Annotated in this window: 23 protein-coding genes and 1 tRNA gene; 10 read left to right on the forward strand and 14 right to left on the reverse strand. The window is 71.7% G+C overall.

Annotated features, from left to right (window positions below):
* Positions 1-33: 33 nt before the first annotated feature.
* The 3 genes from ACZ4YL_RS00110 to ACZ4YL_RS00120 all read right to left on the reverse strand — a co-directional run bounded on the left by ACZ4YL_RS00110 (position 34) and on the right by ACZ4YL_RS00120 (position 3,989).
* Positions 34-1,410 carry an MFS transporter gene (locus tag ACZ4YL_RS00110; protein ID WP_468113454.1) on the reverse strand — a complete coding sequence of 459 codons (1,377 nt, stop codon included), beginning with the start codon at positions 1,408-1,410 and terminating at the stop codon, positions 34-36.
* Positions 1,411-1,504: 94 nt separating this feature from the next.
* Positions 1,505-1,918: a PaaI family thioesterase gene (locus ACZ4YL_RS00115; RefSeq protein WP_468112966.1), complete on the reverse strand. Its 414-nt coding sequence runs from the start codon at positions 1,916-1,918 to the stop codon at positions 1,505-1,507.
* 46 nt (positions 1,919-1,964) lie between these two features.
* Positions 1,965-3,989 carry an oxidoreductase gene (locus ACZ4YL_RS00120; protein WP_468112967.1) on the reverse strand — a complete coding sequence of 675 codons (2,025 nt, stop codon included), beginning with the start codon at positions 3,987-3,989 and terminating at the stop codon, positions 1,965-1,967.
* A gap of 182 nt (positions 3,990-4,171) precedes the next feature.
* Between ACZ4YL_RS00120 and ACZ4YL_RS00125 the strand changes: the two genes are divergently transcribed.
* Positions 4,172-4,972: a hypothetical protein gene (locus tag ACZ4YL_RS00125; RefSeq protein WP_468112968.1), complete on the forward strand. Its 801-nt coding sequence runs from the start codon at positions 4,172-4,174 to the stop codon at positions 4,970-4,972.
* Between the two features lie 31 nt (positions 4,973-5,003).
* Here the strand turns inward: ACZ4YL_RS00125 and ACZ4YL_RS00130 are convergent, their stop codons facing one another.
* From ACZ4YL_RS00130 to ACZ4YL_RS00145, 4 genes are all read right to left on the reverse strand, one after another.
* The gene (locus tag ACZ4YL_RS00130) at positions 5,004-8,027 is read right to left on the reverse strand and encodes an alpha-mannosidase (protein WP_468112969.1); all 3,024 of its coding nucleotides are present in this window, start codon (positions 8,025-8,027) and stop codon (positions 5,004-5,006) included.
* A gap of 109 nt (positions 8,028-8,136) precedes the next feature.
* Positions 8,137-9,015, reverse strand: coding sequence for a carbohydrate ABC transporter permease (locus tag ACZ4YL_RS00135; RefSeq protein ID WP_468112970.1), 879 nt, complete (start codon positions 9,013-9,015; stop codon positions 8,137-8,139).
* Complete coding sequence (locus tag ACZ4YL_RS00140) at positions 9,012-9,905, reverse strand: carbohydrate ABC transporter permease (protein ID WP_468112971.1); 894 nt, start codon at positions 9,903-9,905, stop codon at positions 9,012-9,014. The genes ACZ4YL_RS00135 and ACZ4YL_RS00140 overlap by 4 nt, the downstream gene beginning before the upstream one ends.
* A gap of 89 nt (positions 9,906-9,994) precedes the next feature.
* Positions 9,995-11,329 carry an ABC transporter substrate-binding protein gene (locus ACZ4YL_RS00145; RefSeq protein ID WP_468112972.1) on the reverse strand — a complete coding sequence of 445 codons (1,335 nt, stop codon included), beginning with the start codon at positions 11,327-11,329 and terminating at the stop codon, positions 9,995-9,997.
* Positions 11,330-11,723: 394 nt separating this feature from the next.
* Here ACZ4YL_RS00145 and ACZ4YL_RS00150 point away from each other — a divergent pair.
* Together ACZ4YL_RS00150 and ACZ4YL_RS00155 are read left to right on the forward strand one after the other, a co-directional pair.
* Positions 11,724-11,799 (forward strand) — tRNA-Cys (locus ACZ4YL_RS00150).
* 159 nt (positions 11,800-11,958) lie between these two features.
* Positions 11,959-12,333, forward strand: coding sequence for a hypothetical protein (locus ACZ4YL_RS00155; protein WP_468112973.1), 375 nt, complete (start codon positions 11,959-11,961; stop codon positions 12,331-12,333).
* Between the two features lie 7 nt (positions 12,334-12,340).
* Here the strand turns inward: ACZ4YL_RS00155 and ACZ4YL_RS00160 are convergent, their stop codons facing one another.
* Positions 12,341-13,129 (reverse strand): hypothetical protein, encoded by a 789-nt coding sequence (locus tag ACZ4YL_RS00160; protein ID WP_468112974.1) that lies wholly within the window; start codon positions 13,127-13,129, stop codon positions 12,341-12,343.
* Between the two features lie 222 nt (positions 13,130-13,351).
* Here ACZ4YL_RS00160 and ACZ4YL_RS00165 point away from each other — a divergent pair, with 222 nt between their 5' ends.
* Positions 13,352-13,642 carry a hypothetical protein gene (locus ACZ4YL_RS00165; RefSeq protein ID WP_468112975.1) on the forward strand — a complete coding sequence of 97 codons (291 nt, stop codon included), beginning with the start codon at positions 13,352-13,354 and terminating at the stop codon, positions 13,640-13,642.
* A gap of 9 nt (positions 13,643-13,651) precedes the next feature.
* On the forward strand, positions 13,652-14,020 hold the full coding sequence (locus ACZ4YL_RS00170; RefSeq protein WP_468112976.1) for a VOC family protein: 369 nt from the start codon (positions 13,652-13,654) through the stop codon (positions 14,018-14,020).
* 57 nt (positions 14,021-14,077) lie between these two features.
* Here ACZ4YL_RS00170 and ACZ4YL_RS00175 read toward each other — a convergent pair whose 3' ends face one another.
* Positions 14,078-15,463, reverse strand: a complete 1,386-nt coding sequence (locus tag ACZ4YL_RS00175) for a serine hydrolase domain-containing protein (protein ID WP_468112977.1) — start codon at positions 15,461-15,463, stop codon at positions 14,078-14,080.
* A gap of 256 nt (positions 15,464-15,719) precedes the next feature.
* On the opposite strand from ACZ4YL_RS00175, the gene ACZ4YL_RS00180 reads away from it, so the two are divergent.
* Complete coding sequence (locus tag ACZ4YL_RS00180; protein ID WP_468112978.1) at positions 15,720-16,784, forward strand: AraC family transcriptional regulator; 1,065 nt, start codon at positions 15,720-15,722, stop codon at positions 16,782-16,784.
* A 32-nt stretch (positions 16,785-16,816) separates the two neighbouring features.
* On the opposite strand, the gene ACZ4YL_RS00185 is transcribed toward ACZ4YL_RS00180, so the two are convergent.
* Positions 16,817-17,182 (reverse strand): hypothetical protein, encoded by a 366-nt coding sequence (locus ACZ4YL_RS00185; protein ID WP_468112979.1) that lies wholly within the window; start codon positions 17,180-17,182, stop codon positions 16,817-16,819.
* Positions 17,183-17,371: 189 nt separating this feature from the next.
* Between ACZ4YL_RS00185 and ACZ4YL_RS00190 the strand changes: the two genes are divergently transcribed.
* A complete protein-coding gene (locus ACZ4YL_RS00190; RefSeq protein ID WP_468112980.1) occupies positions 17,372-17,842 on the forward strand; it encodes a universal stress protein in 471 nt (156 codons plus the stop codon).
* Positions 17,843-17,921: 79 nt separating this feature from the next.
* Complete coding sequence (locus tag ACZ4YL_RS00195) at positions 17,922-18,110, forward strand: hypothetical protein (RefSeq protein WP_468112981.1); 189 nt, start codon at positions 17,922-17,924, stop codon at positions 18,108-18,110.
* A 175-nt stretch (positions 18,111-18,285) separates the two neighbouring features.
* On the opposite strand, the gene ACZ4YL_RS00200 is transcribed toward ACZ4YL_RS00195, so the two are convergent.
* Positions 18,286-18,846: a hypothetical protein gene (locus tag ACZ4YL_RS00200; RefSeq protein WP_468112982.1), complete on the reverse strand. Its 561-nt coding sequence runs from the start codon at positions 18,844-18,846 to the stop codon at positions 18,286-18,288.
* A 605-nt stretch (positions 18,847-19,451) separates the two neighbouring features.
* On the opposite strand from ACZ4YL_RS00200, the gene ACZ4YL_RS00205 reads away from it, so the two are divergent.
* Positions 19,452-19,742, forward strand: coding sequence for an Imm32 family immunity protein (locus tag ACZ4YL_RS00205; protein WP_468112983.1), 291 nt, complete (start codon positions 19,452-19,454; stop codon positions 19,740-19,742).
* A 22-nt stretch (positions 19,743-19,764) separates the two neighbouring features.
* Here the strand turns inward: ACZ4YL_RS00205 and ACZ4YL_RS00210 are convergent, their stop codons facing one another.
* Genes ACZ4YL_RS00210 through ACZ4YL_RS00220 form a run of 3 tightly spaced genes read right to left on the reverse strand, consistent with a single transcriptional unit; the run spans position 19,765 to position 22,287 of the window.
* Positions 19,765-20,586, reverse strand: a complete 822-nt coding sequence (locus ACZ4YL_RS00210) for an alpha/beta fold hydrolase (protein ID WP_468112984.1) — start codon at positions 20,584-20,586, stop codon at positions 19,765-19,767.
* Positions 20,587-20,599: 13 nt separating this feature from the next.
* Positions 20,600-21,571 (reverse strand): serine/threonine dehydratase, encoded by a 972-nt coding sequence (locus ACZ4YL_RS00215; protein ID WP_468112985.1) that lies wholly within the window; start codon positions 21,569-21,571, stop codon positions 20,600-20,602.
* Positions 21,572-21,585: 14 nt separating this feature from the next.
* The gene (locus ACZ4YL_RS00220; protein WP_468112986.1) at positions 21,586-22,287 is read right to left on the reverse strand and encodes a TetR/AcrR family transcriptional regulator; all 702 of its coding nucleotides are present in this window, start codon (positions 22,285-22,287) and stop codon (positions 21,586-21,588) included.
* A gap of 156 nt (positions 22,288-22,443) precedes the next feature.
* Between ACZ4YL_RS00220 and ACZ4YL_RS00225 the strand changes: the two genes are divergently transcribed.
* Positions 22,444-24,120, forward strand: a complete 1,677-nt coding sequence (locus tag ACZ4YL_RS00225; protein WP_468112987.1) for a ricin-type beta-trefoil lectin domain protein — start codon at positions 22,444-22,446, stop codon at positions 24,118-24,120.
* Positions 24,121-24,302 lie beyond the last annotated feature (182 nt).

Genomic DNA, 24,302 nt, shown 5'->3' on the forward strand with positions numbered 1-24,302 from the left:
GCTACCTGTGATCCACGATCCCAGACGGGCACCCTACGCGCGCGCCGACGACCCGGCGGCCGGCTCCTGGTCCGGGGCGGCGGGCCCGGCCGCCGCCGCGCCCGCGCGGCTGCCGCGCAGCGGGGTCAGCAGCCCGCCGCCGAGGATCAGCAGGCACAGCGCCCCGCCCGCCAGGCTGACCGCCGGGACCCCGTGCCGGGCGGCCAGCAGCGTGAGCACGGCCGCGCCCACCGGGCCCGAGGCGTTGTGCACGGTCCAGAAGGCGGACGTGACCCGGCCGAGCAGGTGGTCCGGGGTCACCTCCTGGCGCAGGGTCATGCTGCAGATCCCGCCCAGGGTCATCCCGAACATGAAGACGGCGCTCAGTACGGCGATCACCGGCACGCTGCGGCTGACGCCCGTCACCGTCACCCCGACGGCGATCATCGCGATCGAGGCGAGCCAGCACGTGCCGAAACCGAGGAGCCGGCGCAGTCGCCTCGCGCTCAGGGCCGCGGCGACCGACCCGGCCCCGCCGGCGGCGATCACGTAGCCGAGGGTGGCCGCGTCCCGGCCGAGGTCGTGCTGGACCCGGTAGATCAGCAAGTCGGTGGCGCCCATGGTGACGAAGGTCAGCAGGGTGAGCCCTACGGTGAGCGGGCGCAGCAGCGGGTGGCTCCACAGGAAGCGGAAGCCGACCACGAACATCTCGCGGAACACCCCGGCCCCGGCCTTGTCGGTCGCCCTGTCCCCCGCCCTGTCCGCGCTTTCCCCGGCCGGGCGCGCGGTGAACCGCACCCACCCCAGGCTCGCGGCGGATACCAGGAAGGTCGCCCCGTCCAGGGCCAGTGCCCAGTCAGCGCCCACTCCGGCCGTCAGGAAGCCGGCCACCACCGGCCCGAGCAGGCTCCCGAGGGCGAAGGTGCCCATCAGCCGTCCGTTCGCGGCCGTGAGGTCCTCCGTACGCACCAGATTGGGGATGGCCGTCACGTACGCGACGTCGAACAGCGTCCTCAGTACGGCGGTGAGCGCGGTCAGCACGTACAGCAGCCAGATCTGCGGCCCGGCGACCCACCAGACGAGCGGGACCGCGCCGAGCAGCACGGCCCGCGCCAGATCGCAGACGATCATGAGCCTGCGGCGGTCCACCCGGTCCACCACATAACCGGCGAAGACCCCCGTGCCGATGGCGGTGGCGGCGGAGACGACCGTGACCAGGCCCATCTGGACGATGGATCCGGTGGCGTCGAGGACGAGCAGAGGAAGCGCGAGCATCGAGACGGACCCGCCGAGCACCGACAGCGCCTGGCCGAGCCAGAAGACGGTGAAGTCCTTGTTCCGGCGCAGCGGCGGTACCGCATCGTAGGTCCTGCATTCCGCCGAGATGTCCCGCTCCCCCGTTCCCGCCGGCCGCCTTGGTGGTCGGCCGATGCGGCGAGCGTAGGCGAGCCGGTCCGCCGCCCGCCAACGTGTTTTCCCCCGCCCTGCGCCGAATCGTTGCGGGGGGGGCTTCGCTGTGCAGGTCCTAGCCGAGCAGGGCGTACACCGTGGAGGCCGTGGCCGCCGGGTCGTCGGCGCCCTCGGGGGTCAGGGTGATGTCGGCGAAGGCCATCCGCTTGCCGAGCTTGGTCACCCGTACGTGGATCAGTACGTCGCCCCCGACCACCGGCCGCTGGAAGCTGGTGGACTGCTGGACGGTGGTCATCGGCCCGTAGCCGCCGCGGGCGGCGGAGATCGCGATGACGGTGGCCGTGTCGGCGGCCGCCATCATGGCCTGGCCCGAGAGACCGCCGCCGTCCCGGGCCAGCTCGTCGGACCAGGGCAGCCGCAGCACGGCGTGCCGCTCCCCGGTCTCCTGGACGGTCAGTCCGAGGGCGAGCACCCAGGGGGCGAAGTTGTCGGTAAGGATCTTGTCTGCGTCTGCCGGTGAGATCGTCACCGGGAGATTGTGGCGGTCCGGCCGGACCGCCACAATCCCCTTCCGGTCAGAGGCCGGCGGCCAGTTCCGTGCCCTGGCGGATGGCCCGCTTGGCGTCGAGCTCGGCCGCCACGTCGGCGCCGCCGATCAGGTGGGCCGGGGTGCCCGCCGCGCGCAGGGCCTCGTACAGGTCGCGGCGCGGCTCCTGGCCCGTGCACAGGACCACCGTGTCGGCGGGCACGAGGTGCTGTTCGCCGCCGACGGTGATGTGCAGGCCCTGGTCGTCGATGCGGTCGTACGTGGCCCCCGCGACCGAGACGACGCCCCGGTGCTTGAGCTCCGCGCGGTGGATCCACCCGGTGGTGGTGCCGAGGCCCGCGCCGACCTTGGTGGCCTTGCGCTGGAGGAGGTGGACCTGGCGCGGCGTCGCGGGGCGCTCGGGGGCGGTGAGCCCGCCGGGGCCGGCGTACGTGGTGTCCACGCCCCAGTGGCGGAAGTAGACGTCGGGGTCCTGGGAGGCGCCCTCGCCGCTGTCGGTGAGGAACTCGGCGACGTCGAAGCCGATGCCGCCGGCGCCGACGACGGCGACGCGCTCGCCGACGGGGGCTCCGTCGCGCAGCACGTCGAGGTAGCTGACGACGTTGGCGTGGTCGACGCCCTCGATGTCGGGGGTGCGCGGGGTGACGCCGGTGGCGATGACGACCTCGTCGTAGCCCTGGAGGGTCTCCACGTCGGCGCGGGTGTTCAGGCGGACCTCTACGCCGGACTCCACGAGCTGGGTGCCGAAGTAGCGGATGGTCTCCTCGAACTCCTCCTTGCCGGGGATGCGGCGGGCGACGTCGAGCTGGCCGCCGATGTGGCCGGAGGCCTCGAAGAGGGTGACGGCGTGGCCGCGGCCGGCGGCGGAGACCGAGCAGGCCAGACCGGCGGGACCGGCTCCGACGACGGCGACGCGCTTCTTGGTCCGCGTCGGGGAGAGCACGAGCTCGGTCTCGTGGCAGGCGCGCGGGTTGACCAGGCAGCTGGTGATCTTGCCGCTGAAGGTGTGGTCGAGGCAGGCCTGGTTGCAGCCGATGCAGGTGTTGATGGTCTCGGAGCGGCCGGCCGCGGCCTTGGCGACGAAGTCGGCGTCGGCCAGGAACGGGCGGGCGAGGGAGACCAGGTCGGCGCGGCCGTCGGCGAGCAGCTCCTCGGCGATCTCCGGGGTGTTGATGCGGTTGCTGGTGACGAGGGGGACGGACACCGCGCCCATCAGCCGCTTGGTGACCCAGGTGTAGGCGCCGCGCGGGACGGAGGTGGCGATGGTGGGGATGCGGGCCTCGTGCCAGCCGATGCCGGTGTTGATGATGGTGGCGCCGGCCGCCTCGATCTCCTTGGCGAGGTGGACGACCTCGTCGAGGGTGGAGCCGCCGGGGATGAGGTCGAGCATGGAGAGGCGGTAGATGAGGATGAAGTCCTCGCCGACGGCCGCGCGGGTGCGCCGGACGATCTCCAGCGGGAAGCGGACGCGGTTCTCGTAGGCGCCGCCCCAGCGGTCGGTGCGCTTGTTCGTCGCGGCGGCGATGAACTCGTTGACCAGGTAGCCCTCGGAGCCCATGATCTCGACGCCGTCGTAGCCCGCGAGCTTGGCGAGGCGGGCGGCGCGGACGAAGTCCTCGACGGTGCGCTCGACCTCGATGTCGGTGAGCTCGTTCGGGACGAAGGGGCTGATGGGGGCCTGGATGGCGCTGGGGGCCACCAGGTCCTTGTGGTAGGCGTAGCGGCCGAAGTGGAGGATCTGCATCGCGATCTTCCCGCCCTCGGCGTGCACGGCCTCGGTGATCACCCGGTGCTCGGCGGCCTCGTCCTCGGTGGTGAGGCGGGAACCTCCCTCGAAGGGGCGGCCGGCGTCGTTCGGGGAGATGCCGCCGGTGACGATCAGGCCGGCACCGCCGCGGGCGCGCTCGGCGTAGAAGGCGGCGAGCCGCTCGAAGCCGCCCTGGTGCTCTTCGAGGCCGGTGTGCATCGAGCCCATGATCACGCGGTTCGGCAGGGTGGTGAAGCCGAGGTCCAGGGGGCTCAGCAGGTGCGGGTACCGGCTCTGGGAACTCATGAGGGGCGCCTCCTCGCGCGGGGGTGATGAACCTGTTCTAGCGAGACGGGGCAGGTTTTGCAACTAAGTGCATAACCAAACGGAACGGCCGGGGACCATCCGCCCCCGAAATCCCGGGGCCGGGGCGCGGGCGGCCCCCAACGCTGTGGCGGAGTTCACGCCGCCCCCGTACTGTCGGCCGGATGACCGAGCACCGCACCCCGACCGCGAACGGCGTCCCGCCGCCCCACCGGGCGCCGGGGCCCGCCGACGGCGGCCCGCCGGTCCAGGGCGACGTGCCCGACAGCGAGCGGGCCCGGCGCTGGCTCGCCGAGGACGGCATCACGCAGACCGGCCACGGCACGTGGTACGACGCCGAGCCGCCCGCCCGGGTCCTGACCACGCAGGACCTGTGCAACGGGCTCGGTTCGATGGCCTTCACCGACGAGACGCTCGACGTCGCCGGCCGGCTGCTGGTGGCGCTCGGACTCATGGACCTCCTGGGATGGCACCCCCTGGTGACCGATCAGATCCACACAGCGCACCTGGGACCGCAGGGCCCGCTCCCCCCGGACCTGCTGTGGGGCGGCTACCGCCGGCGGCTCGAAGCCGTGCCGGAGCACGAGGCGATCACCTGCTCGCTCTGGTTCGACTGGTTCGAGTACGCCCCAACTGCGGCCGAGGCCTTCGCCGAGGTCCTCGGCAACGATCGCGAACGGCTGCTGCCGGGCGCCCCCGAACCGCTGCTGCGCCGGGCCCGGCGGGTGCTGGAGCACTCGGGCCCCGTGCCCTGGGCCACCAAGACCGGCACCTACCGGGCCGCCGCCCGCGTACCCGCCCTGCACCACGCCGTCTTCCGCGCCGTCCTGCGCAGCCACCACGACACCTACGGGAGCATCGACCCCGCCGAGGGCCTGATCCTCCTCGACTCCCTGGAACTCCCGCCGGACACCGAGCGCCTGGCCGGGCTGCGCACCGCACTGGCGGCGGACCCCCGGCCCTGAGGGGCCGGGCCGGGGACCGCTGCCGCGGCGGTCAGGCGCGGTGCAGGCGGACCGTCACGATCTGGAACGGGCGCAGGGTGAGCGGGACCCGGCCCTCCGGGGTGGGCACCCCCACCGCCGAGCCCGCCAGGGGCCGTTCGAGCAGATCGCTCTCGACCGCCGCCGCCACGGGGAAGTACGCGGTGAGGGTGGCCCGGGCGCGGCCGCCGCGGGACTCGTAGAGGCGGACGATCACATCACCGCTGCGGTCCTCGGCCAGCTTGACCGCCTCGACCACCACCGCGTCCTCGTCGACGGCGACCAGCGGGGCGACCGGGCCCGCGCCGCGGACCACCCGCTCGGGCAGGTTCAGCGCATGGCCCTCGCGGACCGCGTCCCCGATCCCGGCGCCGGGCGCGAGCGAGAAGCGCAGGGTGTGGGAGCCCTGGTCGGTCTCCGGGTCGGGGTAGCGCGGGGCGCGCAGCAGGGAGAGCCGGACCGTGGTGGTCTGGCCGCCGTCGGCCCGTACGTCCCGGGTCACGTCGTGCCCGTACGTCGAGTCGTTGAGCAGCGCCACCCCCCAGCCTGGCTCCTCCGCATGGATCCAGCGGTGGGCGCAGATCTCGAACTTGGCCGCCTCCCAGGAGGTATTGGTGTGGGTGGCCCGGTAGACGTGCCCGAACTGGGTCTCGGAGGCCGTCCGTTCGGCCTTCACGTCCAGCGGGAAGGCTGCCTTGAGGAACTTCTCCGTCTCGTGCCAGTCCACCTCCGTGACGATGTCGACCGTCTTGGCCCCGGCCCGCAGGGTGATCTGCTGGACCGCCTCCGACCGGCCGAAGGAGCGGGTCACGCGTACCGTCGCCGACCGCGGGCCGCTCCCGGTGACCTCCAGCCGGTCCAGCTCCACGAGGTCGGTGACCCGGTTGCGGTAGAACGCGTCGATGTCCCAGGCGTCCCACATGTTCGGGAAGTCGGGGTGGATCTGGAGCAGGTTCGCCGCGGCGCCCGGGGCGACCGTCTCGCGGCGCGCCTCCAGGTCGTAGACGGAGACGATCAGGCCGCGGCGGTCGATCTCCACCAGCAGCCGGCCGTTGGCCAGGATGTGCCCGCCGCCGTGCCGCTCCTCCACCGTGACCGGCTCCCCCGCCCCGGCCGGGCGGCCGGCCCCGCCGGCCGGAACGCCGCGGCGGGCGTGCGGGGCACAGTTGAAGACGAGCTCCTGCACGCCCTGACCCGCCAGCGCCTGCTGCGCGGCGAGGGTGATCCCCTGGAGCTCCTCACGGACCGCCGCGTACGTCTCGCGCGCCTCGCGGTGCACCCAGGCGATGGACGAGCCCGGCAGGATGTCGTGGAACTGGTGGAGCAGCACCGTCTTCCAGATCCGCTCCAGGTCCTCGTACGGGTACGCGTACCCCGCGACCCGCACCGCGGCCGTCGCCGCCCACAGCTCGGCCTCGCGCAGCAGGGATTCGCTGCGCCGGTTGCCCTGCTTGGTCTTGGCCTGGGAGGTGTAGGTGCCGCGGTGCAGCTCCAGGTAGAGCTCACCGGCCCAGACGGGCGCGTCCGCGTACTCGGCACGGGCCTTCTCGAAGAAGGCGTCCGGGCGCTCGATCCGGACCCTCGGGGAGCCTTCGAGATCCCGCTGGCGGCGGGCGCGGGCAAGGTGTTCGCGGGTGGGGCCACCACCGCCGTCACCCCAGCCGAAGGGGACGAGCGAGCGCGAACCGTGGCCCTTCTCACGGTAGTTGCGTGCGGCGTGGGCCAGTTGGGCGCCGCCGAGGTCGGAGTTGTAGGTGTCGACGGGCGGGAAGTGGGTGAAGACGCGGGTGCCGTCGATGCCTTCCCACCAGAAGGTGTGGTGCGGGAACCTGTTGGTCTGGGACCAGGAGATCTTCTGGGTCAGGAACCACTTGGAGCCGGAGAGCTTGACGATCTGCGGCATCGCGGCGGTGTAGCCGAAGGAGTCGGGGAGCCAGACGTTCTGCGTCTCGATGCCGAACTCGTCGAGGAAGAACTTCTTGCCGTAGAGGAACTGGCGGGCCATGGCCTCGCCGCCGACCATGTTGGTGTCGGACTCCACCCACATGCCGCCGACCGGCACGAACTGCCCGTCCGCGATCTTCTTCTTGACCCGCTCGAAGAGCTCGGGACGGTACGTCTTGATCCAGTCGAGCTGCTGCGCCTGTGACATCGCGAAGACGAACTCGGGGTGCTGGTCCATCAGGTTGACCATGTTGGAGGCCGTGCGCGAGACCTTGCGGACCGTCTCGCGCAGGGGCCACAGCCACGCGGAGTCGATGTGGGCGTGGCCGACCGCGCTGATCCGGTGCGCGGAGGCGTTGGCCGGGGCAGCGAGCACCCGGGCCAGACACCCGCGGGCGGCGGCCGCCGTGCCGGGCACGTCGGCGAGATCGAGGGCGTCCAGCGCCGCGCCGAGCGCCCGCAGGATCTCGTGCCGCCGGGCGTCGGCGGTGTCGAGCTGGGTCATCAGGTCGTAGAGCACCTCCAAGTCCTGGACCAGCTCCCAGACCTCCGTCTCGAAGACGGTGAGCTCCATCCGGGCGAGCCGGTACAGGGGCTGGTCGCCGCTGGTCGGCAGGTCCCCCTCGTACGTGGCCGCGTGGTCGACCAGGACCGGGTTGGAGGCGGCCTCGACGTACCACTCGACCTGCTCGCCGCCCTCGGCGCGGTCGGCCACGCGCACCCAGTCGTTGTACGGGTTGAGGGCCTTGACCTCGCCGCCGTCGGCCCGGTGGACCAGGCCCTCGCACTGGAACCCGGGCATCATCCGGTCGAAGCCGAGGTCGAGGACGGCTTCCACCGTGCGGCCGGCCCAGTCCGCGGGGACCGTGCCGGTGACCCTGAACCAGGTGGTGCCCCAGGCCGGGCCCCACGGGTCGCCGATCGCGCAGGGCTCGTAGCCCGCCGCGAGCCCTTCGGCGACGGGGACGGGTTCGCCGGGGGCCTCCCAGCGCTCGACGGTCAGCGGGACCGCGCGGGAGTGGACGGCGGGCTTGACGCGCTCCTTGAGAACCCGGCGGAGGCGGTGTTCGGTGATGCTGCGGTCGTCATGCATGACTGCTGCTCCAGGGAGGGTGGTCGGTGCGGACGTATCGGTGCGGACGTGACTCGGTGCGACGTGACTCGGTACGACGTGACTCGGTACGGATGGCGGGCGGGCCGGCTCAGGTCTTGACGGCTCCCTCGCCCACGCCCTTGAAGAAGAAACGCTGGAGGGCGAAGAAGAGCAGCATCATCGGGAGGAGCGCGGCCATCGCGCCGGCGGCGACGAGCCTCTGGTCGTTGACGGTGGTGGCACCGGCCAGGGTCTTCAGGCCGAGCTGGAGGGTGTAGTGGTCGCTGTTCGTGAGGACCAGCAGGGGCCACAGGAAGTCGTCCCAGGCACCCATGAAGCTGGTGATGCAGACGACGGCGAGGGCGCCCTTGCCGGCGGGGAGGAAGACCCGGGTGAAGCGGGTCCATTCGCCCGCCCCGTCCAGGACCGCGGCCTCCTCGACCTCCCGGGGCACGGCGAGGAAGGCCGCCCGCATGATCATGATGTTGAGCACGGAGACCGCGCCGGGCAGCCAGACGCCGATGAGGGTGTCGACCAGGCCCATCTCGCGGACGGTGAGGAACATCGAGATCATCACGGACTCGAAGGGGAACATCAGGGTCGCCACCAGCACGGTGAAGACGACCTGCCGGCCCTTCCAGCCGGCCCGGGAGAGGGCGTAGCCGCCCATCGCCGCGAAGAGCATGTTCGAGGTGATCGCGAGGGCGGCGACGGTGAGGGTGTTGGCGGCGTACTGCAGGAGCGGGAAGGACTCGGCGACCCGTACGTAGTTGTCGAGGGTGGGCTGCGCGGGCAGCACGCCGTCGTACACGTTCTCGGTGCGGCCGCGTATCGAGGTCAGGAACTGCCAGACGATCGGGCCCAGCATGACCACGAGCATCAGCGCCAGCGTGGCGTACCGCCCGGCCAGGCCGATCCGGTGGCGTCTGCGGGCGGCGGCGGTGCGCCGGGGCGGCCGCCCGCTCCCGGCGGAGGAGGGCGTGCTCATCGCTCGTCCCCCTTCGACAGGCGGCGGCCCAGCAGGCTGAAGACCAGGGTCAGGAGGAACAGCAGGATGGAGATGGCGGAGGCGTAGCCGGTCTCGCCGGAGAAGCCGAGGCCGACCTGCCGGATCAGGAAGGGCAGGGTGCGGGCGCCACCGCCGGGGCCGCCGCTCTCGCCGCCGAGTATGTAGATCTCGGTGAACACGCGCAGCGCCGAGATGGCGGAGAGGGTGCCGACCAGCAGCATCATCGGCTTCACCTGGGGCACGGTGATGCTGAAGAAGCGGCGGACGGGGCCGGCGCCGTCGATCGCGGCCGCCTCGTGGAGGGTGGCGGGGACGTTCCCGAGGGCCGCCAGGTAGAAGACCATGTAGTAGCCGAGGCCCTTCCACACGGTCACGATCATCGCGGAGACCAGCAGCATCGCCGAGTCCGTCAGGAACGGGACCGGCTCGGAGACCAGGTGCAGCCGCTGGAAGACGGTGTTGACGAGCCCGTCGCTGCGCAGCACCCACTGCCAGATCAGCCCGACGACGACGGCGGAGGCGATCACCGGGGTGTAGAAGGCGGAACGGAAGAAGCCGATACCGGGGATCTTCGCCTGTACGAGGACCGCGAGGGCCAGCGGCAGGAGGACCAGGCAGGGGACGACGACCACGAGGTACAGCACGCTGTTGCCGGTCGCGACCCAGAAGTCGGGGTCGGCGAAGGCGCGGCGGTAGTTGTCGAGGCCGACGAAGCTGCCGCCGCGCAGGATCTGGGCGTCGGTGAGGGAGAGGACGACGGTGTTGACGAACGGCCAGAGGCTGAACAGCGTCACCATCGCCAGGCCGGGCGCGAGGAACAGGTAGGGGGTCCACCACGTGCGGTGGGGCAGTCCGGTCTCGGTCTCCATGGCCCGCAGGGCGCGCCGCCTGTGCGCCGCTCCGCGACGCCGTTCGTGTGCCGTACCGCCGCCCCGCGGCTCGCCGGCGGCGCCGCCGGTCACTTCTCGGCCGCGGCGGCGAGGAGCTTGTTCGCCGCTTCCTGCGCCTTCTGCACGGCTGTCCGGGGGGCCTGTTCGCCCTTGATGGCCTTCTGCATCTCGCGTACGACGGCGTCGCCGACCTGGTTGGTCCACTGGACGGGGGTGTTGGCGTCGAGCGCGGCGGTCCGCAGCTGGTCGGCGCCGACCGCGCGGGCGAGGGTCTCCGCGTCCTTGCCGTCGCCCTTGTCGGAGAAGAACGGGTCGGCGAGGCCCCGGGCGTTGGACGGGTAGATGGTGGCCTTCCTGGAGAACTCCACCTGGTTGGGGCCGTTGGTGACCCACTTGGCGAACTCGGCCGCCGCGTCCACGTGCTTGGTGTCCTTCCTGATGCCGAGCGACTGGGCGTAGATGCCGATGTGGCCGAGCTCGCCGGTGACGGCTCCGGCGACCTGGGTCTTGGCGTAGATCTGCGGGGCGTTCTGCTTGATGTCCTTGACGAAGCCCGGGGATCCCGGACCGAAGACGAGCTTGCCGCTGCCGTAGAGCTGGTTGATGTCGTCGGACTTGAGGAGGGACTCCTTGGGCATGGCGCCCTTGGCGTAGAGGTCCTTCATCCGCTCCACCCACCGGACGGCCTGGTCCGTGTCGAAGGTGAAGCGGTCGCGCTGCTCGCTGAGGATCGGGATGCCCATCTTCTGCCAGTCCCCGGGCAGCCGGCCCTTGGGGTCGGCCATGAACGCGGAGTACTGGCCGCCGGACGAGGCGGCGATCCGCTCGGCGTAGTCGAAGAACTGCTCCACGCCGGTCGGCGGCGCGGCCGGGTCCAGGCCGGCCTTCTCGAAGAGCTCTCTGTTGTAGGTGAGGATCTCCGGGGTCACGTACCAGGGGTACGCGTACACGCTGTCGCCCTTGCCGGGCAGTTTGAACTGCTCCCAGGCGCCCGGCACGTACTCCTTGGCCGACGCGCCGTCGAGGGCGGCCACGTCGGCGAGCATGCCCCGGTCGCCGAGGAGCTGGAAGGAGTCGGTGGAGAGGTTGACCACGTCGGGGAGGGCTCCGGCCTGGGCGTCCGCGACGAGTTTCTCGTTGTAGCCGTCGCCGGGGACGTCCTCCCAGGTGACCTTGACCTCGGGGTGGCGCTGCTCGAAGGCGTCGATGACCCCCTGCATGTAGGCCGTGAACGTGGGCTTCAGCTGGAGGGTCCGGAAGGTGATCTCGCCGGCCACCCTGCCCGTCCGCTGCGCCTCCTTCGCGTCGGCGGCTCCGCCGTCGAGGCCGCACGCGGCGGTCGAGAGGAGGGTTCCCGTCGCGAGCAGGGCAACAGCGATACGGGTCGGGTTCGAACGGGTCATCGTCGCCGCCTTTGCAGAAGTCCGGCCTCATCGCCGGAGGCGGTGCCCACGGTCGTCCGAAAGCAAGACCTCGTCAATGAGGCAGGAGGACGGCTGGCCGGTGACGCATTGGTGCGGAATGGCGCCACCGGCCGGAACACGTCGCGGAAGCCTCGATCACCATCACCCCGACCTGGACTGATGCGCTTTAGTACAAAGGCAGTTGGGGACAGTATCGATTCGATAACGAAGCTGCTTGTGCGTCAAAGTTTGACTTCTTATCGATGGTTCACGGCAGGTCTCCACTAATGCGCTTTACCCGCACGCCGCGAAACCGCTTTAGCCGGTGCCCTCGGCGACGCGCACGGAGCCGGGTTGTGCGCGCGACGGACGCCCGTCTAAATTTCGCCTCGAACGGCGTGTAGCTCAGCAGCCAGAGCACCGACCTGCAAAGTCGGAGGGCGCAGGGGCAGGACCTGCCACGCCGGCCATGGACAGGAACACCGGAAAACAGCTCCCGGCTTCCGGACTCTTCGACCACTGCCTCACCGACGAGGGCCTCGCCCGGCTCTGGTCGCTGCTCGACAGCGGGCGCTACGAGGTGCGCGCGCCGGAGGAGGCTGCGCTGCTCTGCGTCGCGTGGCTGGTGCGTGCCGGGGAGACCGGCGCGGCAGCCGCCCTCGTCGAGGAGATACGGCCCTTCGCCGGCGAGGTGCGGTTCGCGCCGCACCCCGCGGAACACACCCGGCTGCGCCGGGCCCAGGCTCGCGGGCATCGCCTCGCAGGGCGGCTGGGACGGCGCGGCCCGGGGCGCGTTCGCCGCCGCGACCGGCCCCGCGGCCACCGCGAAGAGCTCCGCGTGCGCCTGGCGGCAGCTGCTGTTCCACCTCGCGCTGTGCGACGCGGACGAACAGGCCCGCGTACTCACCTGGATCGACGCGCGGGCCGCCCGGCTCCCGGCACGCACCGCCGCGCGGATCGCGCTGCCCCTCGCCGGCCTCCGCCTCGCCGCCGCCGTCCCGTAGAACGCTGTCACTTGGGCTTGTTGCGATAGATGCGGCGGCCGGCCAGGTGCGTGGCGACCGTCTCGCCCCGCCACAGCTTCCGGTCGCCGTCCATCTCGTCCGGAGCGGGCCACCGGCCGCGGCTGATGTCCGACCGGATGCTGTCGGGCTGCAGGCCGGACGCCTCGGCGATCTCGACGACGGTGTAACGGCGGGACGGTTCGAGCGCGGTGGCTTCCCGGGTGTGGTGCTCGCCGAAGAACCGGGCGATGGCCTCCGGGTCGAATTCGATGGTCCTGCCGCGCTTGCCGATGGCGGCCGGCCACCCTGGGTGCCGTCCCCATCGGGGATTCTCCGACAGGTAGCGGGCGCTCATGCCGTAGTGCTCGGCTATCTCCGTGTACGTGACGCCGGTGCGGCCCTCGGCAGGTACGGGGCCGCCGTTCGGCGTACGGGATGTGGCACCGGCCGACCGGGTCCGCTCGCCGGTGTGCGGCTCCGGCGGGACCTGCCCCGGGCGGTCCGCCCCTATGGTGAGGACGACCGTACGGCCGTCCGGGTCGGTCAGCGTGTGCCGGCCCGGCGGCAGGAACCCGGCGCCGTTCGGCGGGGCGGTGAGGCCGAGGCGCAGGTACCCGGTCTCCGGGCGGCCCGTGGCCGGGTAGAGCTCCAGGACGCCGCCGTCGGCGAGCGTCGCCGCGTAGTGCTCCGGCCCGTTGCCGTGCCGCTCGCGCACGAGGTCGAGGCCGATGCCCTGGTAGAAGTCGCGGCAGGCGTCGAGCCGGGTCGTGTAGATCACGGCGAGTTCGAGGATCATGCTGGCGCTCCTGGTGTGTGATGAATGCGGGCCGGCGGTCGTCCTCCTCGACCCGCTCCTCGCAACGGAGTGACCGCCTGGGGCACTTGACCGCCGCGGTGATCCACGGCATCCCGAACACCTCACCCTGGGCGCCCACTTGGGCCTCCTCCCGCCCGGCGCGACACGCGCTGACAGGGAAGGTCATCTTAAATTCCTACCACGTCTGCGTACGCTGTCCCCATGACCGACAGCATCCCTGCCGACCAGCACGTGCACGATGACCTGCGCATCTTGACCGTCGAGTACCTGAGCACGGTCCGGGCGCGCCTGGCCGGCATCGAGACCCCCGTCGCGCGGGAACGGGCCGCGCGGCTGTTCACCGATCAGCTGCTGCCCGACGTGGCGAAGACGGTCAAGGGCATCCGCACCGCCGCCGTGGGCGAGCTGCGTCAGGGGCGCACCCTCCGGGAAGTGTCGGAACTGATAGGCCTGTCCGTACCCCGGGTCGACCAACTCCTCAAAGGGAAATGAGGAGTTGCCGTGCCCCCTCTGATGAGGCTCACCGCCATCACCCTCGACTGTGCCGATCCCCAGGCGCTGGCCGCCTTCTACGCGCGGGCCACCGGGTTCGAGCCGCACCCCGATTCGGACGCCGGATTCGCCGGACTCACCCGTGAGGACGGGCTGTTCCTCGGATTCCAGCGGGTGGACGGCTACCGGGCCCCGCAGTGGCCCGACCGGTCCCTGCCCCAGCAGTCGCACCTCGACTTCACGGTCGACGACCTCGACGAGGCCGAGGCCGTGCTGCTGGAACTGGGCGCGGGCAGGCCGGAGTACCAGCCGGGCGGTGACAGGTGGCGGGTCCTCACCGACCCGGCCGGGCACCCGTTCTGCCTGACCCTGGTCTGACGTCGGGCGGTCTTCGGGGCGGCGGGCATGCCCACGTACCCGCACGGGGGTGCCGAGTCAGCCGGCGTCCACCTTGGGCGCGCAGCGCATGCCGATGTAGCAGCAGGGGGTGCCGTCCACGAGGGTGGCGAAGACGACGGGCATCCAGGCCCCGCTGAAGGAGGGGCCTGCGCCGGAGGCGGCGAAGACCGTGCCGCTGAGCGGCGTCAGATCCATCTCCAGCGGCGGCGAGAAGTCCCGCATCCCGCCGACGAACTCGTACACCAGGTGGGGGGCGCCGCCGGGCCGCACGCTGACGGTGATGACCACCCCTTCCCGGCGGTAGGTGCCGGCCAGCGGGACCATGTCGACGACCGGGGGCCGCGCGGGCGGCGCGAAGGCGGGCGGCATGTGGACCCCGCCGAGGTCGCGGAGCAGTTCCCGCATCAGGTCGGCGTACAGGAAGCGGGAGGCGCCCCCGTTGGTGAGCAGGACGACGATGAGATCGGCGCCGGGAACCACGCGCACGTAGCCGTACTGGCCGATCGAGGCGCCGTCGTGGCCGTACCCGGGGACCCCGTTCCAGTCGTAGAGAGACCAGCCCAGCCCCCAGCCGTCCGCGCTCACCGTCCACTTGTCGGGTACGTCGACCGCCCACCGCTGCATCTCCGCGACGGCCCGGGCGCCGAGGATCTGTGTGCCGTCCGGGGCGGAGCCGCCGTCGAGGTGCAGCTTGGCCAGCCGGAGCACGTCCGCGGCGGTGGCCAGGACGCGTCCGTACGGCCCGGCCGAACGGGGCATCATGTCCCAGGCCGGCGCCGGCTCCGGGTCCGGCCCCTCGCCCGGAAGGTGCCCCATCGCGGTACGGAAGGCCAGGGCCTCCTCGGGCAGGGTCATGGTGTGGGTCAGGCTCAGGGGGGCGACGAGCCGCTCCTTGAGGGCCTGGTCCCAGGTGCGTCCGGTGAGGACCTCGACGATGCGGCCGAGGACGTTGTAGCCGACGCTGCTGTAGGAGACCGCGGTGCCGGGCGGGCAGTCCAGTGCCACGTTCCGGGCGGCCGCCACGTACCTGGCCAGACAGTCGTCCCCGCGACCGCCGTCATGGGTGAAGTCACACGTCAGGCCGCTGGTATGGCTGAGGAGTTGGCGGGCGGTGATCGTCTTGGTGGCCTCCGGGTCGGCGACGGAGAACTCCGGGAGCACCTCGATCACGGGCGCGTCGAGGTCCAGTTCGCCCGCGGCGGCGAGCTGCATGACCAGGGTCGCCGTGTAGAGCTTCGCTATCGATCCGAGCTGGAACACCGAATCGGTGGTCGCCTCGACCCCGGTGCCACGGTGCAGGATGCCGCTCGCCAGCTCATGGATCTGCCCGTCGGCGAACACGGCGAGGGTGGCGCCGGGAACGTGATGGGCGGCGCGCAGTGCGTCGAGGCGGCTCTGCCAGTGGGCCGGGGAGAACGTCACATCGGTTCCTTCGACTCGGTGGTCCCGTACGGATCGCCGCACGCTTCTTGATCCACATACCGGGATCCACGCCAACGTAGGCCGGTCCGCAAGTCGTTGATAAGGACCCGCACGCGCCAACGAGGGGACTCCCGGCGCCACCGGGGAACACCGCCGCGCCGGGAGGGAAACGTTCGCGCCACCAGGGGACCCGACGCGCCGAAGAGGGAACTTGACACGCCAGTTCGAGAGATCGGCTGGTAGCGTCGTCCGTCCTATGCGCTCTCCTGGCACCGACGGCACCGTCTCCGTCCACCTCGCGCGGTTCGTCGTCGACGCCTTGCACCGATCGGGTGTGGGCCTGGGCAGGGTCGCCCGGTTACCCGACCTCGGACCCGAGGTGCTGGGCAACGATCTGGCCCGGGTCTCGACCGCGTCGGCGCTGGCCGTGTGGGAGCAGCTGACCCTCTCGGAGCCGGGTACGGCCATCGGCGCGCTGATCACCGCCGAGGCGCCGATCGGTACGTTCGGCCTGTGGGACTACCTGGTGACCACCGGGCCCTGCCTCCGGGAGACCCTGAAGCAGGCGGTGGAGTACAGCGCCGTCATCGGTGACGCGGCCCAGGAGAAGCTCCTGGTCGAGGAGGACGGACGGTCCTTCACCATCCGTCACGCGACGGGCAGTTGGGGTCCCGATGTGGTGGAGGCGATCGACTTCTTCGCCCTGGGCGTGTTCCTGACCCGGGCCCGGGCCGCCACCGGGCGGCCCGTCGTCCCACTGCGCGTCTCCGTGACGCACGGCGCGTCCGGCCGCTTCCGGCAGCTGGCGGAGTTCTTCGGGACCACCCGCATCGACTTCGGCGCCGCGTACAACTCGATCACCTTCCACGACAACGACGTGCGCGCACCGCTGCCCAAGGCGCAGCCGGGGCTCGACCGCATCCTGGCGCAGCAGGCGGCACTGACGATCGCGTCCGCGCAGCCGGCCCTGCTCTGGCAGGACCGCTTCCGGATGGTCCTCGACTCCGCCTTCCGGGAGGACACCGTGAGCCTGGAGCACGTGGCGCAGCGACTGGCGATGAGCCCGCGCACCCTCCAGCGGCGCCTGGGCGAGCACGGCACGACCTGGCGCGAGGAGGTCGAGGCCGTGCGCCAGGAGCACACCATGGAGCTCCTGCGCGCCACCGATCTGCCGCTCCGCTCGGTCGCGGCCCGGGTCGGCTACAGCGATATGCGCGCGCTGCGCCGGGCGGTGCGCCGGTGGGAGGGGCGGGCCCCGCGCGACATCCGCAACGAAGCGGGTGTCGCGGCAGCGCCGATGGGCGCCGACGCGGGCAACTGACCCGCGACTTCGGCGCCCGACGGCCGATCCGGTCACTTCATGGGGTACCGGGTCTTCTCCGCGAGCTTGCCGTCCTTGAAGCAGAAGCGGAGCACGGTCTCTTCGCCGTTCTGGGCCTCGCCGCTGGATATGTACCAGGAGCAGGTGCTGCCCTCGGGCTCGGCCGGTCCGCCCTCCTTGAGGGCGCTCTTGACGAAGCTGTCGCCGGACGGGAGCTTGCCGCGGACCTCGCTCTCCGCGTCCCCGGCCTTCACCGCCTCGTAGACCGCGGGGTCGACCAGGGTCTTGTCGGCCATCTCGAGGACCTTCCCCATGCCGAAGACCAGTGCCATGAGGAGGCCCACGCCGAGTACCAGCGCCACCCCGCACCCGATCAGACAGCCCTTGCGCTGAGCCACGCCCGTTCCTCCATGCCGTTCGTGTCCGGCGGCGGTCGCCTGGACACTCACACCCTCGCAAGGGGCGGCGGCCGCGGGCTGTCCTCGAAAGTCGTCGGCCGTCGCAACGATCGTCGTTCGAGGTCGGACCCACCCCTGCGTGTATACAGGGAGGAGATCGACCATCCGGACGAAACGAGAGGAACCACCGTGAGCGAACCCACCATCGAGCCGCTGATCGTCGTCGGCGTGGACGGGTCGAACCATTCCAAGGAGGCGCTGCGCTGGGCGGTCGCGCAGGCCGCGATGACGGGCAGCCGGGTGCACGCCGTCATGGCCTGGGAGTGGAACCGCAATCCGTTCGCCATCAACCCGATGGCCTCCGAGACCGCCGAAGCGGAAGCGGTGACGGCCGAGGAGGCCGCCCGCCGGAAGCTGGCGGACACGGTCGCCGCGGCCGTCGGCACCTCGCCCGGCGTACCGGTGTTCCGGCGCGTCGAGCAGGGCTCCCCGGCACAGGTCCTGGTCGACGCCTCGAAGGAGGCGGACCTGACGGTGGTCGGAACCCGCGGGTACGGGGGTTTCAAGGGCGCGCTGCTGGGGTCGGTGAGCCAGCAGGTCGTGCAGTACTCCGCCGGCACGGTCGTGATCGTCCGCGAGGGCGCGGACGAGAACGACTGACGGCCGCCGGCGGCCGACCGCACGTTGCCGCCGGCGATGTACCGTGCCCGAGGCCATCACGGCAGGAGGGGGGATCATCGTGAGCAGGAGGCGGTACGCAGCCAGGGGCGTACCCGGGGGTTACCGCATATGGGACAACAAGGGGCGGCGATGGTGGGGCGACCACTACGAGCTCTGCCCCGATGACCTCCTGGTCGAGCTGAACGGTGCTGCCGACCCTGTGAAGATCACCGCTCTGCTCAAGCGGTACAGGGCGCAGAAGCGCTGAGTCATCGTGCCCCACGCGTGCCCGTCGCGGCGGGGAACCGAGGGTGTCGGCGGTGGCAGACGGCGCCACACCACCGAACCAGGAAGAAGGAGCTCGCCCGATCGTGCCGCAAGTGGTGGACGAACCGGCTCGGCAGATCTCCGGGGGCCAGCCGGGGGTGATCTGACCCGAGCGATCAGGCAGCGCGTGGCCTGGCCGGCGGAAGGAGTGATTCGTGGTGGTGCCAAACGAGGTAGCGGTCGTCACGCAGTTCTGCCGAGCCCCACTCGACCCGCATCACGCCCTGTTCGACCGAGCAGGCGTACGCCACGATGACCAGCCGCAGCTCTGGTGGGAGGAGCGCCACGTCCGGATGGATGTGCTGCTCGTCGAGCTCCTCCAAGCCGAGGTCGAGTTTCAGTTGCATCGGCTCCGGGCCGTGACGTCGGATCAGGTCCGCCCGGGGGCCGTAGGCCTTGGCGAGGCGCGCGGCAGTGACCGGGACATCCCTCTTCGCGTAGAGAATCGGCAGGATGGCGTGGTTGCCGATAACCATCACCGTCCTGCCCTGTACGCGTCGGGAGGATGAGCCGTCGAGTGGCGCCAGGCCGGCGGCAAGCGTCTCGTACTGTGCCGCGTGGAGACCATGGCCGTACGCTTCTTTGGTCTGTGTGCGGACCTGCTCATGAGCGTGGCGAGCCCTGGCATGGGCCTCCACGAGGCAGGCCGGGATTGCCTTGGCCAGCTGGCTTGCCACGGCTCCGAAGGTCTCTACGGCCCAAGGCGTCACTGAAGTCACTCTGTGTAGCCCTCCCCCTGCGTTGTAAGAACGCGAGCTCATCCCGGCCACGGTGAGGGTGCTGGGTGGGACGTGCAAGAGAGCGGCAGGAGGGCACGGGTGCACAGGCCGCGCATGGGCAGTGGCCGACGTCCATGGATGACATCAACGATGGAGGACGTGTGCGGCGTCGGGTGGTCTCTCGGGGGCGCCAAGGCTGCGGCAGGGCCAGTCGAGCCCGGCTTCCGGGCGAGCCTACCCGGCCCCGGGCAGACGCTCCGACTGCCCCTACTGGATGCCGGACAATCGGCTTTGCTCGCCGATGGTTTGAAGTCGATCACCAGACGGAGTGAGCAGCAAGGGGGCGCGAACGTGCCCGGATTGAAGGGCGCCGCGTGGGCCGTCGGACTGGCTCTGCTGCTTGCGGGGTGCGGCAGTGACGCTTCGGAGTCGGAGTCGGAGCTGCTCGGCAAGGACACCGGGATCCGGTACGACAAGGGCGCCGCGGCAAAGCGTAGATGCTGAAATACGTGGGACGCACGGGGCCACCGGGGCCGTGTGTGGGAAGCTGCATGATGTCCGGCATGACATTCGAACGTGGTGGCGCGCCCATCGAGAGCACTCACCTCACCGCCCTGACCGACGGTGCGGCGCACGCCTTCTCGTGGGAGGAGGATGCGCGGATCGAGGTACGGAACCTTGGCAGAGAGATCGTCATCGAGGCCAATGCCGCTGGGCTCAGGACACTGGCCGCCCATCTGCTCGTGCTGGCCGGGGAAGGCGTTCCCGATGGAAGCCATCTCCACCTCGAGGACGGCAACGGCCTGGAGGACGGGTCCGTAGGACTGGTTCTGGAGCGCAGCGACGTCGAGTGATGCGGCGGCGGGTCGGGCCCCGTCACCCGGGCGAGCGCTCCCCGCAGCGGTCGGCGAACGAGCCGTCGGAGCACCCGAGGAGGAGTTCGAGAAGTCGGCCCGGCGCCCGTAGCGGCAGGTAGTGATCGCTGTCGGCGACCACCTCCAGCCGCGCGCCGGGGATGCCGTCGGCGAGCCGCCCGGCGATGACGCCGATCTCCGGGTGGTCGTGATCGCCGACGACGATCGTCGTCGGCGCCTCGATCCGGTCCAGACGGCCGACGGCGTCCTCGTCGGGGTCGAGGGCGTGTCCCTTCTCGGCGGTGGCCCTGACTTCGGCGTTCTCCCGCACCATGGGTTCGATGACGTCGAAACCCGGGGCCCGGTCGCCCAGGCTCGCCCAGAGCGTGAGCTCCAGCTCGGCGATGCGGCGTGCGTCCGATCCGTGCTGCGCCGCGGCGTACGCGTCCATTTCAGGGCTCTGGGGCCACTCGTGCCCGCCGGCGGACGCTGCGATCAGCGTCAGCGAGCGGACCCGCTCGGGGTGTTCCAGGGTGAAGTTGAGCGCGACCTCTCCTCCCATGCTCAGGCCGACGAGCTCCGCGGACCGGAAGCCGAACCGGTCCAGGACCGCCAGCAGGTCGTCCTCGTAGCGGAACGGCGCGGTCGCAGGCGTCGAGCGTCCATGACCCCTGGCGTCGTAACGAACCACGGTGTGGTGCCGTGCCAGCGCGGCGAAGACGCGGTTCCACAGACGGCTGTCGTGGACCGATCCGTGGAGCAGGACGAGCGGGGGGCCGTCCCCGGCCCTCTCGGCCCAGATGTGGCTGCCGCCGGCGACGGGGATCAGCTCGGTGGTCGTCATGCCCACGATTCGATCACAGCGCCGCCGTCAGCGGCTGTTCAGCCTGTTCCACCAGGTCCCGGGGGTCCGTGTTGGCGCCGCAGAGGATGACGGCGACGCGGTCGCCCAGCGGCCGGGGCGCAGCGCGCAGGGCCGCCGCGGCGGTGGCCGCGCCCGCCTCGACCACGATCCGGTGCTCCTCCCAGAGCGCGCGCCGGGCGGCCGTGATCTCCGTGTCGGACACGAGGACCGACGTCACGTTCTTCTCCTGCGCGGCGGCCAGCGCGTCCGCCGAGACCCGGGTCGCCCCCAGGGAATCGGCGGCGACGGATTCCACGGCCACGTCCACGACCCGGCCCGCCGCGAGGGCCGCGTTCAGGGCCCGGCAGTTCTCCGGCTCGACCGCGACCACTCGTACGCCGTGTTCGCGCGCGGCCGTGGCGACCCCGGCGAACAGTCCGCCGCCGCCGACCGCGACGACCACCGTGTCCAGCCCGGGCAGGGCGGCCCGGATCTCCTCCAGCAGGGTCCCGGCGCCCGCCGCGATGAGCGGGTGGTCGTAGGCGTGGCTGCTCAGCGCGCCGCTCTCGGCGGCGAACTCCTCGCAGGCGGCCAGTGCCTGGGCGTACCGGTCGCCGACGAGCCGTACCTCGGCCCCGTACCCGCGCAGCCGTTCCACCTTCACCCGCGGGGCGTTGGCGGGCAGGAACACGGTCGCGGGCACGGACAGTGCGCGGGCCGCCCAGGCGCAGGCGAGCCCGGCGTTGCCGCCGGAGGCGATGGTGACTCCGGCGGCCGGGAGGGCGCCGGCCTCGTGGTGGGCAGCGAGGAAGTTGCGGGCGCCGCGCGCCTTGAAGGAGCCGGTGTGCTGGAGGTACTCCAGCGCGTACCAGACCCCCGCTTCGGCCGCGGGCGCCACCGTGACGGGACGTATCCCGCCCGCGATCCGGGCGGCGGCGGCGCGGACGGCCGCGAGGTCGAGCTGCTGGGCCGGTGCTGCGTGCATGGGCTGTCTCCCCATCAGGTGCGGGTGGTGGACCGGGCGGAGCGGGTGGGCCGGGCGGGCCGGGCGGGCCGGGCGGGCCGGGCGGGCCGGGCGGCTTCGATCAGCTGGCGCAGGGCCCCGTAGTAGACCTCGTGGTCCGTCAGGGCGGGCAGTACGTCGGGCAGTCCGCCCGCGAGCACCGGGAACTCCCCGGGATCCAGTGCGGCCAGGGCCGCCCGCGAGGCGGCGGTGGCCGCGGCCGGATCCCGGTGGTCGACGAAGGCCGCGCTGCCCAGGGTGAGCAGGTACATGCGGCGGTAGACGGCCATCGCCTCGGCGGCGGTCATCCCGGCGGCCACACTGTCGGCGAGGGCGGGCTCGACGAGCCGGGCCAGCAGCTGACGCCCGAGCCAGGGCCGGCTGCCGCGCAGCACCAGCAGTCCGGGGTGGGCGGTGAGCAGCAGGTACAGGGCGCGGAACCGCTGTTCGGTGGCCTGCGCCCAGTCCGTGCCGGCGGGGATCTCGGGGAGCTGCCCGGCGAGGTGCTCGGTGCACAGGTCGAGCAGGCCGGCGAGGTCGGTGCAGCGGCGCTGCACGGTGGCGTGGGAGACCTCCAGCCGGTCGGCGAGGGTGCGGAAGCTCAAGTGGCCGGGCCCTTGCTCGTCGAGGATCCGCAGGGCGGCGACGGCGATGGCCTCCGGGGTCGCACGGTCCAGGGCGGCTGATCTTCGCGGCATGAGATACACCGTAACATACGATGTATCTGCACTTTCGTGTGACACCGATTGCAGCCATATTGCTGGTCATCGGCCGACAATCAGCGACTTGTGTTGACAGTGGGTAATCGCCTCGCTGCACTGGGCGCACGACTGCCCCCACGTCAAGGAGACTCCGTGCCGCCTCGCCTGCGTGCAACGCTCCCCTGCCTGACCGCGGCCGCCCTGTTCGCCCTCGCGCTCTCCCCCGCCCCGGTGGCGGCCGAGCCCCGGGCGACCTCGGACACCCCGCTCGCGCTCACCCCTCCCATGGGCTGGAACAACTGGGCGCACTACATGTGCGACATCAACGAGGCCAAGGTGGTGGCCAACGCCGACGCGCTCGTGTCCACCGGGCTCGCCGCCAAGGGCTACGACACGGTGACCGTCGACGACTGCTGGATGACCAAGAGCCGTGACGCGCAGGGCAGTCTGGTCGTCGACACGGCGAAGTTCCCGCACGGCATGGCCTGGCTCGGCGAGTATCTGCACGCCAAGGGCCTGAAGTTCGGCATCTACCAGGACGCGGGCTCCCTCACCTGCGAGAAGTACCCGGGCAGCGGCGCCCCCCAGGGCGGCGGCGCGGACCACTACGCGCAGGACGCCCGGCAGTTCGCCTCCTGGGAGGTGGACTACGTCAAGATGGACGGCTGCAACCTCTGGGTCCCGGAGGGCGCGACCAAGGAGGAGGCGTACCGCGACGCCTACAACGCCGTCGCGAAGGCCCTGCGGGAGAGCGGCCGGGACATGGTCCTGTCGGCCTCCGCACCCGCCTACTTCCAGCAGGGCGAGTGGGGCGGCTCCGACTGGCACAAGGTCCTCGGCTGGGTCGGCGAGACCGGCCAGCTGTGGCGCGAGGGCAAGGACATCAAGGTCTACAACCCGGCCGCACCCGCCACCTCGCGGTGGAGCGCGGTGCTCGGCAACTACGGCTACAACCGCTGGCTCGGCCGGTACGCGGGCCCCGGCAACTGGAACGACCCCGACTTCCTGATCGCGGGCGCCCCCGGGCTCACCGCCACCGAGAGCCGGAGCCAGGTCGCCCTGTGGGCCATGATGGCGTCCCCGTTCATCCTGTCGTCCGACGTCTCGAAGCTGACCCCGGCGGGCCTCGCGGCCCTCGGCAACACGCGGATGATCGAACTGGACCAGGATCCGATGGGCCGTCAGGGCTCCGTGGTCTCCTCCAACGCCACCTTCGAGATCCTGGTACGGCCGCTCGCGAACGGCGACCGCGCGGTGGCCGTGCTCAACCGCTCCGCCGCCACCCGGGACATCAACGTGCCGCTCGACGAGATCGGCATGAGCGACTGCACCGCCGGCGCCCAGGACCTGTGGACCGGCACGAGCCGCGACGTCACCGAGACGCTGACCGGCAAGGTGGCCGGGCACGACACCGGGGTCTGGCGGCTCAGCCCGCGCGGCTGCGCCGAGGCCGTGCCGACCGGGCAGATCGTCGGCGACGGCGCCCGTTGCGCCGACGGCGCCAACACCACCGGCGTCGGCGCCGTGGTGATGGCCGCCTGCACCGGAGCCCCCGACCAGCGCTGGACCGTGGGCAAGGACGCGACCCTGCGGCTGGCCGGCGAGTGCCTGTCGGCGGGTGAGGACCGCATCGTGGAACTGGCCGACTGCTCGAACCGTCCTGAGGAGCAGCCCGGCCAGAGCTGGTCGCAGCGCCGCGACGGAGCCCTCGTGGAGGAGGTCAGCGGGATGTGCCTGACGGCTCCCGCGGCCGCCGCCCCGGCCGAGCGGCTGCGGCTGACCGACTGCGGCGACCACCGGGTCGACCAGGCCTGGGCCCTGCCGGTCTGACGGCCGGGCGAACGGATGAGGAACCCGACGCATCGCAGCGGGCGCAGGCCGAAGACCCGGCGCCCGCTCGCCCTCGCCGCCCTTCCCGCGGCGCTGCTGGCGCTGATCTGCGCGGGCCCGGGGGGGGGGGGGGGGGGGAAAAAAGGGGGGGGGGGGAGGGGGGGTACAGGGAAGAAAAGAAG

The sequence above is a fragment of the Streptomyces sp. NPDC030021 genome (assembly GCF_055574035.1).